Genomic DNA, 15,137 nt, shown 5'->3' with positions numbered 1-15,137 from the left:
TTGCGCCCCTAGGATTCCCACAGACTTCGGTTAAGGGGCGATCGTTTCAGTGACCGGATTGACGACATTTTGATTCACTTCGGAATTGAGAAATGTCGATGAGGTTCCCAGAGAAAACGCAATAATAATCAGAGCAAAAGTCAACAAAACGCCGAGCCAAGATCCGCCCTCATTGTTGTTTTTGTTTTGTTTAGGTTCTGTTGCCAAATCCCGCTTAAAATCACAGGAGATACATTGGAACACAGTCTCCGATCGCTGGACGACGGTGCGTTTGCCGCACTTGGGGCATTCAATTCCTTCCTGCATGACTCTGCCTCCCGCGTTGATAGTTACACCTCGGCCCGGGTTGACCCGACCATACGTTGCCCTCCACACCAGTTATGCAGTTTTAATGCTTCTGTCCGGATTGCCATCCCATCTTTGATACGTCCAGTCTGTCCGATCGCCCCGCCACCGTCGATCGGAATAAGTTCAGGAGTTGCGAGAAACTCGGGACAGATTTGGACTGAAAAAGGCGGGAAAGTTCAGTGCCCTCTCGGTTGTGTTGTCCTACAGGTTCAAGCGCATCCATTCCCGAACTTTTTGGAAAAGAGGGGCGATCGCGCCGGACTCATTCCCAAGTTAAACCGCCGCCCCCAAAATTTCCCACAGTAACTTCACGGAAACTTTGAACAATCTGCAAGTTTTGTAACGGTATTTGTACAGATGGCGGGGGAAGCCCTTCGGGGTTGGTATCTTCTGTTACGCTGGTGATGGGGGGAAACCGAACCCGAACGGCAAGTTGAACCGACACGGCAGAGATTCGCCGACGCCCGAGATTTGCGATCGCCCTCCCCAACCCAAGCCCTTCGAGCTGACATATGAAGACCGTTCAACCGACAGACTGGCACGCCCTCCCCACCCGGGAGGTCATCCAACATCTCGAAACCGACCCGCAACACGGTTTATCTGCACGACAAGTCATGTCCCGCCAGGAAGAATACGGCCCCAACGCCCTGACCGAACGGCAGGGCGAAAGTCCGATCGTGGCGTTTCTCAAGCAGTTCAACCAACCCCTGATCTACATCTTGATCGCCGCCGGCATCATCACCGGACTGCTGCGGGAGTGGGTGGACATGGGGGTAATTTTTGCCGTCGTGCTGATCAATGCCGTCGTGGGATTCGTGCAGGAAGAAAAGGCGGTGCAGGCGATGGAAGCCCTGGCCCGGGAAATGCAGAACGAGGCCACGACGATCCGCGATCGCCAAAAACAGAGAATTTCCGCTGCGGAACTAATCCCCGGCGATCTCGTCGTCCTCCAGTCCGGAGATAAAGTGGCCGCCGACCTGCGCCTCCTGCACAGCCGCGATCTGCAAATCGACGAGTCAGCCCTCACCGGGGAATCCGTCCCGGCGGAGAAATTCCCCGCCCAACAGTTGCCCCAGGATACCGCCCTCGGCGATCGCGACAATATGGCCTACTCCTCCACCCTCGTCACCTACGGCACCGGCACGGGGGTGGTGGTGGCCACGGGCGACGGCACCGAAATCGGCCGCATCAACGAGATGATCGCCTCAGCCGAGATGCTGGAAACCCCCCTCACCCGCCAGATCGAAGCCTTCAGCCTCGCCCTGATGAAAGTGATCTTGGCGATCGCCGGACTGACCCTGGTCGTGGGGTTGCTGCGGGCCGAAACCGTCACCCTGGAAGTCGTCGAAAAAACCTTTCTAGAAATGGTCGCCCTGGCGGTGGGGGCGGTTCCCGAAGGCCTGCCCGTCGTCGTCACCATCACTTTGGCGATCGGGGTGTCGCGGATGGCGACGCGAAACGCCATCATCCGCAAACTGCCGGCGGTGGAAACCCTGGGCAGCACCACGACGATCTGTTCCGACAAAACCGGGACCCTCACCCAAAACGAAATGACCGTCCAGGAAATCCTGGCGGGGACCGGGCGGTTTGAAGTGTCCGGTGTCGGCTACGGTTGCGAGGGAAAATTCACCGGCGGGGGCCGGCTCGTCGATGCCACCTCCGATTTGGCTTTGATGGAATGCCTGAAAGCCGGATTTTTGTGCAACGATTCCCGCCTGGTGTCCACGCCAGAGGGATGGCGGGTGGAAGGCGACCCCACGGAAGCGGCTCTGATCGCGGTGGCGAACAAAATCGACGGCTCGTCCCCCCCTTGGGATGACAAATTTCCCCGCCTCGATGCCATCCCTTTTGAATCCCAGTATCAATATATGGCGACCCTGCACCAGACCGGGGAAGGTCAACCACCCGTTGCCTATATTAAAGGATCGGTGGAGCGGATACTGCCGCGCTGTCGGGACGGGTTGGACGGGGACGGGACGGCGATTCCCCTCGACAAAGGGGCGATCGAAGAAGCGGTGGGGGAAATGGCCGATCGCGGGCTGCGGGTGCTGGCCTTCGCCCGGGCCGAGTTCAGCCCCGCCACCCACTCCCTGGACCACGATCGCATCGCCGACGGGTTGACGTTTTTGGGGCTGCAAGGGATGATCGATCCGCCGCGACCGGAGGCCATCCGGGCGATCGAAGTCTGCCTGCGGGCGGGAATTCAGGTGAAAATGATCACCGGCGACCATGTGCGGACGGCGACGGCGATCGGCCGGAAAATCGGACTCGACGGCATCGACGGGGAGGGGTTTGCCGTCAGCGGACAGGAGTTGGCGAAATTGTCCGATGGCGAACTCAGGGAACTCGTCGAGCGGGTGTCGGTGTTCGCGCGGGTGGCGCCGGAACAGAAACTGCGCCTGGTGAAAGCCCTGCAGGCGGGCGATCGCGTGGTGGCGATGACGGGGGACGGCGTGAACGACGCCCCGGCCCTGCAACAGGCGGACATCGGCATCGCCATGGGGATGACAGGCACGGAAGTCGCCAAGGAGGCGGCGGACATGGTGCTCACGGACGACAATTTCGCCACCATCAAGGCGGCGGTGGAGGAGGGGCGAAGAATTTACGATAATATCATCAAAAGTATTATTTGGCTGTTGCCGACAAATGCCAGTCTGGGTTTGATTATTGTTATCGCCTCGTTTTTTGGTTTGGAAATGCCCGCGACTCCCCTACAAATTTTGTGGATCAATACCATCGCGGCGGTGTTGTTAGGGACGACGCTGGCGTTTGAAGTGGGGGAACCGGGGATTATGGAACGGGCACCGCGCCCCCCGAAAAGTCCCCTGCTGCGGCGGGCGGATGTCCAATGGATCATGGTAGTGGGCGGGATTTTGTGCGCGGCGGCATTTTGGGTTTACCACGTGGAACAGGCGAACCTCGAAACCTCGTTGGAAGTGGCACGAACTGCGGCGGTGAATGCGATCGTGTTCGGGCAGATTTTTCTATTGTTCCACTGCCGATCGCTGCGTCATTCGATGTTCACGTTGGGCTTATTTTCCAACCGCTGGCTGCTTCTGGGGGTGGCGTTGATGGTGGGGGTGCAACTGCTGTTCACCTACCTCCCCGTCATGCAGCAACTCTTTAAAACCGCCGCGATCGGGTGGGATGAATGGGGAATTATTTTGTCAGCTTCCCTGCTGATTTATCTGGTGTTGGAACTGCACAAATGGTGGCGGCAGCGCCGAAAAAAGGCGAAACTGCATCGATAACAATTTCCCCCTTTCGATAGGCGATCGCCGGGAAAATTCCCCGTAAGCTAGAGGGACACTGACGGCAGGACGGGGGACGATGCAATCCAAAAAATTGAGTTCCGGGCGATCGCGGGCGAAGTTTATCCTGGTCTTACTGAGCATTATCGCCATTATTTTGATCGTGGCATCTCTGCGGGCAACCCGCGCGGTTTCGATGCCTCTAGCCTTCGCCTTTTTGATCGCCATTTTGGTCAATCCCCTGCAAACCCGCCTCGAACGCCGCCTGCCGCAGTGGCTCAGTTTGGCGATCGTGTTGTCGGTCATCGCGGCGGTTTTGGGGGTTTTGATCGGGGCGATCGATTTGAGTTTGGAACTGATCGAACCCAAGGTTCCCGGATATATCGATCGCTTCCAACAGATCGCCGAAAATATCCAATCCGGGCTGGCAAATTACGGCTTTTCCTTTTCCCGAGAATCCGACCAGTTGAGCCAAGCGATGGGACAGGTCGTCACCCAGGCGATCGGCGGGTTGAAATCCCTGCTCGGCGCCGTCAGTTTATTGATCCTGATTTTTTCCTTTTTGGCACTGTTGCTTTTGGAAGTCAAAAAATACGCGGAACGCACCCACCGAGCCTTTCCGGAACGGGCGGGAAATCATATCATCCACGCCGTATCGAGCATGAGCCGACAGTTGCGACGCTATTTTTTGGTGATGGCATTTACCAGCGTCATCACCGGCATTTTGACCGCTTTTTGGTGTCTCATTTTGAATGTCGATTTGGCGGTCGTCTGGGGCCTCATCGCCTTCGTCCTCAATTTTATTCCCACTTTGGGATCAATCGTCGCGGTGATCGTCCCGTCCTTCGTCGCCGTCCTCTTTCACTCTCCCGGAACGGCGATCGCCACCCTGGTCGGATTGGCGGTGCTGCAAGTCGTCATCGGCAATTTTGTCGATCCCAAACTCCAGGGAAAATATTTGAAACTCTCTCCGTTTGTCGCCCTCGTTTCCATCGTCTTTTGGGGGTGGGTTTGGGGTATTCCCGGCGCCTTTATCGGCGTTCCGATGACAGCGGCGATCGTTTTATTCACCCACGAATTTGAACCGACCCGCCCCATCGCCGTGATGTTGGGAGATGCGGATCATCAATCGAAATAAAAGCGATCGCGATCAGGTTTTTTAGTCAAATCATACGGTGTATTTTTTCCACTGTTTCCGGTGAAAATAACGGTTCCCCTGTTTCCGCATGGACGCAGCCTGAAACATTGTCAATTACGATCAGCGAACCTTCCATTTCTAGGGTATAAGTGACCTGTTTTTCTCCCCAATTTTATTGCCAATCATGGGTGTACATTTCAACCGATCGCACTTTGCAAGTATTGCCACAATTCCCAATCCTCAAAATTGTCGATGACGCGGGTTGCCCCGGCTTGTTTCAACCCCCCCGGATCGTGAGTGGAGGCGACGCCGAAGGTTTCGATGCCGGCGGCGACGGCCGCGCGAATTCCCGAGGGGGAATCTTCAAAAACAATCGCCTCTGTCGGGGAAACATCCAGGCGATCGAGGATAGTTTTATAGGGGGCAGGGTCGGGTTTTCCGACACCCACCTCTTCGGATAAAATGACGTGCTCGAAGCGATCGCCCAACTTTAGAACCTCCAACATAAACACGGCATTTGCCCGGGGCGCGTTGGTGACAATTCCGGTTTTCAATCCCTTTTTTTCGATCCAAGCCAACAGTTCCATCAACCCCGGCAGCGGTTCCAAACCGAGGGCAATTTCCCGAAATCTCGCCTCCTTGCGATCGGCCAGATCTCGCCCCTCTTCCGGGGTGAGTTGGGGGAGAATATCCCGGACGATATCGGGGTTGAGGCGGCCGCTGATGCGGGCGTTATAAAATTCCGGATTGAGTTTCATACCGTAATCCGACAGGACATCCACCCAGGTTTGATAGTGGAGGGGGTCGGTGTTGGCGAGGGTTCCGTCGAGGTCAAAAATAATGGCGGTGAGCATCAGATCGATTATCAAATTACCGAGCAGCGTAGCACGGCCATCCTGGCCGTGAGCCCCCGGCTGGAAGCCCGGGCTACTCGTTGTTAAGTGCGGTTTCGATTATACTGATTTCTTCGTCGGTGAGGTTGTAAAGTTGATAGACGAGGCGATCGATTTCTCGTTCCTGTTCCCTGACGTCGGCGTTGGGATCGGTTTTTTGCGATCGAGGATTTGTCGGACGAGTTTTTCGATTTGTTGACTTTGTTGGGGGTATTTTTTGCGATCGGGGATGGGGATTTTGGAAACATATGTCGGCTTAAATTCATAAAATCCATTTTGCTTAGAAGGTGCTTGTTGTTTAATAAAAAAACACATTGAAGCGGAGTTTAAAATTGCCAGAGTATAATCAATATTTTTGTCAATCACAATTGACGTTTTATCATTACTAAGTTTCTCAGAAAAATCCATTGAGTATTGAACATCTTGGGCGAGTGCAGGGATAATAATTCTTCTGATTTTAAATTCATCCCAATATTGACAAGAACGCAACTCCCAAAAATATTTTCCCTGATCGCACCGTGCAATTAATTGTTTTCGATACTGATTCATCCAATTCCAAATAGCCGGGTAAGTTTTCGCAAAAATAGCCTCAGCTTCTTTGTCAAATTTGTCACTCCAAGGATGATTCTTGTTTTCCGAAGATTCAATTTTGATTAAATACTTTTCTGCAAATTGAACGACCCACCGTTTGACATCACGACCTCGAAGGTATGGCTTCAACACCTCCTCCGAAGACGGATGTTCTGCAATAAGACGATCGCGGGTTTCTCGATCCACCACAAACGCCTCATTCAATCCCGTCAAAATCCCACGATAAAACCGTCCGTTGACATACTCACCCAGAGGCGTTCCGGCATTCCGCAGCTTCTCCAACAACTGCAACACCTCCGACGACTCCAGACGCCAGCCATCCCGCTTCAACTCCGCCTGTGGCATGGTAAAACTTTCCGTTTTCCAGACTTGTAAAAAATCACCCAAATCGCGATTCTGTTCCCAAGTTAAAACTCGGGTTCGATGTTCCTTCGTCGGTTCCCCCCGTTTCGCCAATAAAATACTCGGATAAGCGATCGCCTTAAAAACAGGTGCATCGCCGAAATCAATCACCTGAAGTAAACTCGTGCCACTGGCGAGATAATTCCGCAACTTTTCACCGTAACCCGCCCGAAAATATTTATTCGAGCAAATATAACTCAAAATTCCCCCCGAACGAAGGATCTTGATCGCCTTTTCAAAGAAAAAGACAAATAAATCTGCCGTTCCAGTATAGCAATAATATTGTGATTTTAACTTATCTTTAATCGGTTTAATTTTTTCCTGCCGAACGTAGGGCGGATTGCCAATTACAATATCAAAATTCGCCACATTAAACATCCACTCGGGCGCAAAAAATGGGGCGATCGCCTCTTGGTCGTAGGGATTCCAACTCGCCAAAGAATCCGCCACCGAACCGGGCAACCCCACGGATTTCAACGCCTGTCCGATTTCCCCCCGCAACTCGGCATCGCGATCGCGATATTTCTTTTTAGTGGCGGGCGTTTTAGCCGTAAAATGTTTCTGTCGGACGATCGCCAACTCCTTCTCTTTTTCCACAACCTCCGTCGGACGCAAGCCGGGACGTTCCAAGGAAATCAGAGTATTGGCAGCCACAAACTTCGTCTCCAAGTTCGGCAACGGTAAAATCCCCCGGTTGGGCAAATCCTCCGTCGTCTCCTGTTCCACAATCAAAGAAACAAAACATCGCAACTTGGCAATTTGTACGGCGATGGGTTGAAGATCGACACCATAAATACAGTTTTGAATCAAAAACAATTTTCGCCCGTAGTCCAAATTTCCCCGCTGGAAGGATTCCTCAATATCGGCGATAGCGCGATCGCGAATTTCCGGGTCGGGAATTCGTTCCGCCTGTTCGATTTGTCGAGCTTTCCAGCGTTCGTTACCTGGATCGAGCCGTCTGAGCAAAAACACCAATCGCTGCAAAATTCCCATCGGAAACGCACCGGAACCGCAGGCCGGATCGAGCACTTTGACCGTATCGATCGCCTCGATCAGCGCCACGATTTCAGCCTCGGAAAAATGGGGAGATTCCGCCCCGTAATCGAACAACCCCCGCAGTCGCCCCTCCAGCGTAGCACGGCCATCTTGGCCGTGAGATTGACCGTCATCGGACAGGCTGGAAGCCTGGGCTACGCGGGAAGCTTGGACGATGCGGGGGTGGTTGAGGAAGTGGGCGATCAGTGCTTCGTCTACCATGTAGCTGACAATCTCTCGGGGAGTGTAGAAAGAACCCGTCTCTTTTCGCGCCGTCGTTCCGGTTTCCGGGTTGTAGGATGCCAGCAGGTTCTCGAAGGCTTTCCCCAGCAGTTCGGGATCGAGGGCGACATCTTCCTCCAGGGGGGTGTTTTCGTCGATGGTGAATTTGTAGCGGTGGAAAATGGAGAGTAAACCCCGCACCGAGACTTTCTTTTTCTTGGTCTGTCCGTAGGCTTTGCTCAAATCGACCGTTTGTTCGGTTCCGAAAAAGAGTTCGTTGGGAACCTGTAGCGGGTTGTCGGGGCGATCGGAAAAGCCGTCGATCCGCACCACCCGATCTTTCCCGTCGTCCCCGGCTTCGGTGCGATCCAAGCATTCAAATAGACCGCCGTTTAAAAATGGGATGTCTTTGATCAGGGTCAGCCACTTGTTGGGATCGGTGAATGAGTTCTCGTAGCGAAAGCGGTTGTGAGCCATATAATTGCCGTCGCGATCGCCTCTTTGTCGTCCCCGCTTGCGAAATTGACGATTTTCGGCGTTGTGGGCGCTGGGTTCGGTGTTCAGGGTGGCAAAAAATAGATTTTGCAAAATGGCTTTGTAATAGCTGCTGTCGTCCGGGTCGAGGGATTTCAACAGCTTTTCGACTTCGGCGCGATCGAACAGGGCCGGATCGACGAGGTGTTTCTCCCGCAGGAACCAGACGAACATCAACCGGGAAATCAGCCGGATCAGGCTAGTTTTATTGCGCCGATCGCGATCGGTTTCGGCGCCGTCGGGGAATTCGACGCGATCGACGGCCCAGAAGTACCAGTCGGAGAGCTCGTTGAAGAAGCGCCGATTCAGTTCCGAGGTATCCAGTACCAGCTTCCACGCGGCGTGGAGTTCGTCGAAGTTCGTCACTTTTCCCCGTTTCTTTCCCCGTTTCAAGACTTGGGGGAGAGACAGATCGAATAAGATGTCGAGGTGTGCCCGGTGGGGTTGGCGGGTGTGAATATCTTTGACCAACGTGACTTTTTCCAACACATCGCGATCGCTTTGTCCCTTCTGTTTGCTGGGACGGCGATCGACCACCGCAAATGTCAACAAATCGCCGTAGCCGAACAGGACGAAAATGGGAATGTCGGAGGTTTTGTTGAGTTCCCGGACGATTCCCGCCAACTGCGATCGGGTGTACTCTCGTTTCCGCAGCGTCAACCCCACGAACAGGTACGACTGGAGGTAGTGGCGATCGAGGGTTCGGAAGTTTCCCGCCGGATCGATATCCTCATCGACGAGTTGAAAGAGCCCGTCAACCCGCATCCAGTCGGACACCAAGGCGCGATCGGGCCGGAGATCGAATCCAAATTCCTCGATGAATTCTCTCGGGTCGTCCGTTTCAAAACCGCGATCAGTCGGATAACCCAGGGTGTCAAACAATGCCAAAAAGCGATTTTCCCGGCGATTCAGAACGGCTGCGATCGCCTCTTTCTGTCGGTCTGCTTTCATCTGTCTCCTCCGTCACTCTCACCCCTCCCCGATCGCGCGTAGCACGGCCATCCTGGCCGTCAGATACAGGCTGGAAGTCTGTGCTACGGTGGCGCGGGTGTGCCACGACTGATGACGAGCCAGGTGATCAACTCGAAGGCGGTATTTTCGTCGATTTGCACGTCCCGCTTTGGCAAAATGCCGCGCTTTCCAGACTTGAGCAAATTTCCCTTTGCCTTTTTCTGGTAAGTGTGCCGGATGCTGGCGATCGCCCGGTCGAGTTGCTGGCTGTACTGAGTCATATTTTCGCCGTTTTCGGTGGCGCGATCGAACCATCGACACAATTGTTCATATGGTTCGGTTTTCCCCGAACATAACACCTGCCATAATTCTAATATCTGCTTCGGCTGCGTGAAGGAGTAACGCACCTCGCCATCATCGCGGACGTAGGCCAGGAAATAGGGCTGGAGGGGGTTGAGCATCTGATTTTCGGCTTCTGAGCGATCCTCTTCGATTTGCTTGAGGCAAAACAGCACGCCGGGTTGAATGATGGGATAGTCGGGATGGGTGGGAACGACTGCGAACATTCCGGAGGGCGCTTCTTCGAGTTCCTGGCGATGGCGATCGAGGTAGCGCATCAGTTCCAGACGAAAATCTTCCAGGGTGAATTCTGTCAAAGATACATTATCATCCAAGTCTTCCAGGTCGATCGCCTCTTCTTTAAGTTGCAGCAATTGGCGATCGCGGTAACTCAACTCATCCCGAAGTTCGGCTTCCATTTCTAACAAGTTATCTTCCGCCGTCGCCGACAAATCAACCAAAGCCATCCGCGCTTCGACTCGATTTTTGAGATTGATATAGCCGTCGAGATCTTCCGTCGGCCAGAAGTTGATCAACTGAACGGAAGGGTTGAGACTGCCGATGCGATCGATCCGCCCGAACCGCTGGACGATCCGGACTGGATTCCAGTGGATATCGTAGTTAACTAAATAGTCGCAATCTTGCAGGTTTTGTCCCTCGGAAATGCAGTCCGTGGCAATCAGCAAATCAATTTCTCGATCCTGCGACATCGTGGGTATGGCAGCGCGATTTTTGGATCTGGGAGAAAAGTTGGTTAAAATCTGCTCGAAGTGGCGATCGCCGTAGGTGGTTTGATTGTTGCCGCTTCCCGTTACCAGTGCAATGTGAATGTCGAGTTCTATTTGCGACCAATCTTTTAAGGCGTCATACAGATACTTAGCCGTATCGGAAAATGCCGTAAAGACTAAAACTTTTTGATTGGGTTCTCCGGTTTTGTTCGCGGTCGGATTTTTAACTTTATCTTCGATAATTTGCTTCAGTTTTTTGAGCTTCGCATCCCGATTGACATCGACATCTTTGGCTTGGCTGAAAACTTTGTAAAGCTGTTTGCGATCGCGGCTCAGATCCCGTTTCCAAGCCTCAAGATCGAGGTGCTGTAGCTGATATTTGAAGCGACTCCCCACCTCCATTGCAGCTTGGGTTTCTTCATCCATCTCTTCCCCATTATCGTCCACCTCAATTAAAGTTTCGTCTGCGGATAAGTTTCCATTGCTGTCGATATAATTATCGATTTTTTCTTCCAGTTTTCGGATCTTCTGAATGGTGCGTTCCAGTGTGAGTTTAAAAGACGCGATCGAACTTTCCAGGCGCTTGAGAAAATTCATCCGCATCATGGCAATCAGATAATTTTCCCGGTTCGCCTGAGTAAAGTTTTTCTGAATAACTTTTCCTTCGTAATTTTGTTTGAATGCATCCAAAACATAGTGCGATGGATTGAACAGCGACAGTTGATAAGCCGAAATTTCCTCGTAGAGATCGCTGTAATCCATGAAGTTTTCATCGATATCAATATCGGAATAGACGGAAATCGGTTTTAATCGTTCTGGAAATCCGCCCAATTCTTTGACCGTATCCGCATAGTAACGTTCGATGTGCTTGCGCGATCGAGCCAATGTAATTCCGTCGAGAAGTTTGAAAAAGTCGGCATTTAACCGCAGCATCAGATCTTGGCGATCGCGCCGAGATTTTTTCGACCATTCCTTGAACCGCTTTTTCGCCGTTAAAATAGTCCGGTTGAAATCAGAAATCTCCAAACTCTTCGCAAACCCGCCGGGATTTTCTCCCGCAATCAAAGTTAACTGATTTCGCAAATCTTGGAGATCATTGTTGACGGGAGTTGCTGAAAGTAACAAGACTTTCGTTTTTACTCCCGCTTTCAATACGGTATTTAACAAAAACTCGTATCGACTCGGCTGATAATTTCCCTCCCGATCGGTCTTCCCGCGTCTGTCATTGCGGAAATTGTGGGATTCATCAATAACAACCAGATCGAACGTATCCCACCGAAAGGTTTGCAAATCGATATCTCCAACCTTGCCACTGGTACGAGTCAAATCTGTATGGCTGAGTACCGTATAATTCAATCGATCCTCGATCAAAGGATTTAACTGACTGTTGCCAGATGCCAAATAAGTCGTCCAATTACTCCGCAACTTTTTCGGACACAAGACCAAAATTTTTTCATTTCTATCTTGAAAATATTTGATCACTGCCAGGGCTTCAAAGGTTTTTCCCAAGCCGACGCTATCGGCTAAAATACAGCCATTGTGGGCGAGAATCTTCTCGATCGCCGCTTCCACACCGTCCCGCTGAAATTGGAACAGCATATTCCAAATCTTGGATTCCTTATACTGGCTCTGGCGACTGATTTGATTTTCATCTTTGAATCGCAGAAAAGAATCGAAGAGATGAAATAGAGTTTTATAATAAACAAACTCTGGCGCGATATCTCGATAAATTTGTTCGAGATAATTCAAAACCCTTTCTTTGACATCTTCGACCAGCTTATCGTTATCCCAAGTTTCATCAAACCATTTTTTTAAATCTTCCAAATCTCGGCGATCGCACACCACCAAATTAAGTTCGATATTGCTGGAATTTTCCTGAAAACCCAGCCCCTTAACTGTAAAATTTGAGCTGCCGATAATTGCTTCTTTATTATTGTCCGGCGTTTCAATATGATAGAGTTTTCCGTGCAGCAAATTGGACTGAAGGACGGAGCGAATTTCGACGCGATCGCGAATCCACTCGGCACAATCTCTCGCCACCCGATGTTGGGACAGACGTTTTGTCAGGGCGATCGCATTATCTTCCAGGCTGAAGACTTTCGCATCCTTCGGGGGCGAAATTGATTTGACAAACCGGGGTTCGCCGAATAAAAATCGCAGATTATCGACGCTTTCTAGTTGGCTTTGCAACGCTTCAAAAGCGTAGATTGTGAAATAAGCAGATACAAAGGATAGCCGAGAACCCGGTCGAATCAAATCTTCTAAAAAGTTCCCGACAGTACCGCGATCGCGATTGTCGCGAATCCCCGATTGAAAAACTGAAAGTTGGCGATCCCCCCTCATTTTTGCCTCCGTCAAGAATTGACGAGAACCGCCCGATAACGGACTTTATTTTCCCTCACCCGCCGCAGGGCATCATTCACCTTTTCCATCGGAAATACCTCCACAATCGGCTTGATTCCGTAGGTCGCTGCCACGTCCAACATCTCCCGCATTATCGCCCGTCCGCCGATGGGAGAGGACATGATCCGCCGCCGTTTCATCAGCAGGGGAAATAGGGGCAATTTCAGGGGTTCGTCGGGGACGCCGACAAAACTGAGAGTGCCGTCGGAGTCCAGAAAATTCAGGTAAGGCACCCAGTCCAGAGAGGCGGGAACCGTACTCAGCAGGATATTCAGGGGTTTTGAAGGGGCGACCGGGGCCTCCCCTTTGCCCACGACGATCGCCTCGTGGGCGCCGAGTTGGGCGGCAAAATCGGCCTTATCCTGGGAGGTGGTGAACACCGTGACGCGGTTGCCCAGTTTGGCGGCAAATTGGACGGCCATGTGTCCTAAACCGCCGACTCCGATCACGCCGATCTCCTGTCCGGAACTCATTCCGGCGTAGCGGAGGGCGGAATAGACGGTGATCCCGCCGCACAGTAGGGGGCCGGCTACTTCGGTTTCGATCGCGTCCGGGATGGGAAACACGAACCGGGAGTCCATCGCTAGGCGATCGGCGAATCCCCCCGGCCCGGTGGCGATCAGGGCTCGGGTGTCGTCGCAGAGGTTTTCGTTGCCCCGCAGGCAGTCCATGCACTGCAAACAGGACGATCGCTGCCAACCTACCCCGACGCGATCACCGATTTTTAAATGCTTCGCCTGGGGTCCGATTTCCACCACTTCCCCGATGACTTCGTGGCCGGGAATCAGGGGATAATTCGACATTCCCCAATCGTTATCGATCATGTGGATATCCGAGTGGCAGATCCCGCAGGCGAGAACCCGGATGACACAACCATAATTGTCGGGAGATTCTATCTCAAAATGGTGGGGTTCTAACGCCGCTTTTTCCTGTTTGACTGCGAATCCTTGAGTTTCCATATCGGTCGGTAATGAAAAGTTAACAAAAAATTGATGGTCGGTGTTATTTTGAGAGGTAGAAGTCGGCGGCCGAAGCCGTTTTCCGCCCGCCGGGAATCCGTCGGCACGGTTTCCGGGACTCTGACTCCGGATGGAATGGCCAGACCGGTCGTCCGGGAGCCTCCTGAGTCCCGAGTTTCGGGGGATGCGGGCGATCGCCCCCGTCCATTCTTAATCTTTTTTTAACTCAAATGGCGGGCGGTTAAAATATAATGCTCCCACGACGGTGACTGACTTCCGTAATATCACCCGATCGCTATAAAAGTAAACGTTCGAGAGGTTCACGACCGAACAATGAAAGTCGCTGTTTTTGGTAGCCAAACCTACGATCGCCGGTTTCTGGACGAGGCCAACGCTCGCCGGGAAACGCCCCACGAGTTCGTTTACTTCGAGGCCCGGTTGCGATCGCGGACGGCTCCCCTCGCCGCCGGATTTCCGGCGGTCTGCATTTTTGTCAACGACGAAGCCGATGCCGAAACCCTCAAAATCTTAGCACAGAATGGCACGAAATTAATCGCGCTGCGCTGCGCCGGATTCAACAACCTGGATCTCCAAACTGCGGCTGAATTGGGGATGACTGTCGTCCGAGTCCCGGCCTATTCTCCCTACGCCGTCGCCGAGCATACGGTGGGGTTGATTTTAACGCTAAACCGCAAAATTCACAAGGCTTACAACCGCGTTCGGGAGGATAATTTTACCCTCAGCGGCCTGTTGGGTTTCGACCTGAACGGCAGCACCGTCGGCATCGTCGGGACGGGTAAAATCGGCCTGATTTTCGCCCAAATTATGCACGGATTCGGCTGTCATTTGTTGGGATACGATGCCTATCCCAATGATGAATTCAAAAAAATTGGCGACTCGCGCTATGTAGACCTACCCGAACTGTTTGCCAATTCGGACATCATTTCCCTGCACTGTCCCCTGCTCCCCGAAACCCATCATATTATCAACGAAGGGGCGATCGCACAAATGAAAAAAGGGGTGATGCTGATCAACACGAGTCGGGGGCCGCTGGTCGATACCGAAGCCGTCATTCGGGGGATAAAATCCGGGACGATCGGTTACTTGGGAATCGACGTTTACGAGCAAGAAGACCAATTTTTCTTTGAGGACTGGTCGGAAGAAATTATTCAAGATGATACATTCCAATTGCTGCAATCCTTCCCCAATGTTATCATCACCGGACACCAGGCATTTTTTACGAAGAATGCCCTGACCGCGATCGCGGAGACGACCGTCTGCAACATCGCCGATTTTGCAGCGGGGAAGGAACTAAAAAACGCAGTCAAACTTCCCCATTAGCG

Annotated in this window: 8 protein-coding genes; 3 read left to right on the top strand and 5 right to left on the bottom strand. The window is 52.4% G+C overall.

The window, feature by feature from the left end; translation table 11 throughout:
- Positions 1-30: 30 nt before the first annotated feature.
- Positions 31-306, bottom strand: a complete 276-nt coding sequence (locus LKE08_RS26840; protein ID WP_324707363.1) for a hypothetical protein — start codon at positions 304-306, stop codon at positions 31-33.
- Between the two features lie 554 nt (positions 307-860).
- Here LKE08_RS26840 and LKE08_RS26835 point away from each other — a divergent pair.
- On the top strand, positions 861-3,599 hold the full coding sequence (locus LKE08_RS26835) for a cation-transporting P-type ATPase (protein ID WP_324707362.1): 2,739 nt from the start codon (positions 861-863) through the stop codon (positions 3,597-3,599).
- A 79-nt stretch (positions 3,600-3,678) separates the two neighbouring features.
- Complete coding sequence (locus LKE08_RS26830) at positions 3,679-4,737, top strand: AI-2E family transporter (RefSeq protein ID WP_324707361.1); 1,059 nt, start codon at positions 3,679-3,681, stop codon at positions 4,735-4,737.
- 197 nt (positions 4,738-4,934) lie between these two features.
- Here LKE08_RS26830 and LKE08_RS26825 read toward each other — a convergent pair whose 3' ends face one another.
- The 4 genes from LKE08_RS26825 to LKE08_RS26810 all read right to left on the bottom strand — a co-directional run bounded on the left by LKE08_RS26825 (position 4,935) and on the right by LKE08_RS26810 (position 13,794).
- Complete coding sequence (locus tag LKE08_RS26825) at positions 4,935-5,591, bottom strand: HAD family phosphatase (RefSeq protein ID WP_324707360.1); 657 nt, start codon at positions 5,589-5,591, stop codon at positions 4,935-4,937.
- Positions 5,592-5,690: 99 nt separating this feature from the next.
- Positions 5,691-9,365: an Eco57I restriction-modification methylase domain-containing protein gene (locus LKE08_RS26820; protein ID WP_324707359.1), complete on the bottom strand. Its 3,675-nt coding sequence runs from the start codon at positions 9,363-9,365 to the stop codon at positions 5,691-5,693.
- An 83-nt stretch (positions 9,366-9,448) separates the two neighbouring features.
- Positions 9,449-12,622, bottom strand: a complete 3,174-nt coding sequence (locus LKE08_RS26815) for a helicase-related protein (RefSeq protein ID WP_324707358.1) — start codon at positions 12,620-12,622, stop codon at positions 9,449-9,451.
- A gap of 164 nt (positions 12,623-12,786) precedes the next feature.
- On the bottom strand, positions 12,787-13,794 hold the full coding sequence (locus LKE08_RS26810; RefSeq protein WP_324707357.1) for an NAD(P)-dependent alcohol dehydrogenase: 1,008 nt from the start codon (positions 13,792-13,794) through the stop codon (positions 12,787-12,789).
- Between the two features lie 333 nt (positions 13,795-14,127).
- Here LKE08_RS26810 and LKE08_RS26805 point away from each other — a divergent pair, with 333 nt between their 5' ends.
- Positions 14,128-15,135 (top strand): 2-hydroxyacid dehydrogenase, encoded by a 1,008-nt coding sequence (locus LKE08_RS26805; RefSeq protein ID WP_324707356.1) that lies wholly within the window; start codon positions 14,128-14,130, stop codon positions 15,133-15,135.
- Positions 15,136-15,137 lie beyond the last annotated feature (2 nt).

The organism is Lyngbya sp. CCY1209 (assembly GCF_035615495.1).
Classification (GTDB): domain Bacteria; phylum Cyanobacteriota; class Cyanobacteriia; order Cyanobacteriales; family Microcoleaceae; genus Limnospira.
The sequence above is the reverse complement of the archived record's forward strand: the minus strand, read 5'-3'. Positions and strand labels throughout refer to the sequence as shown.

Coding starts and splice junctions, on each gene's coding strand:
- LKE08_RS26835 (WP_324707362.1), top strand. CDS start 861: ATGAAGACCGTTCAACCGACAGACTGGCACGCCCTCCCCACCCGGGAG.
- LKE08_RS26810 (WP_324707357.1), bottom strand. CDS start 13,794: ATGGAAACTCAAGGATTCGCAGTCAAACAGGAAAAAGCGGCGTTAGAA.
- LKE08_RS26820 (WP_324707359.1), bottom strand. CDS start 9,365: ATGAAAGCAGACCGACAGAAAGAGGCGATCGCAGCCGTTCTGAATCGC.
- LKE08_RS26805 (WP_324707356.1), top strand. CDS start 14,128: ATGAAAGTCGCTGTTTTTGGTAGCCAAACCTACGATCGCCGGTTTCTG.
- LKE08_RS26840 (WP_324707363.1), bottom strand. CDS start 306: ATGCAGGAAGGAATTGAATGCCCCAAGTGCGGCAAACGCACCGTCGTC.
- LKE08_RS26825 (WP_324707360.1), bottom strand. CDS start 5,591: ATGCTCACCGCCATTATTTTTGACCTCGACGGAACCCTCGCCAACACC.
- LKE08_RS26830 (WP_324707361.1), top strand. CDS start 3,679: ATGCAATCCAAAAAATTGAGTTCCGGGCGATCGCGGGCGAAGTTTATC.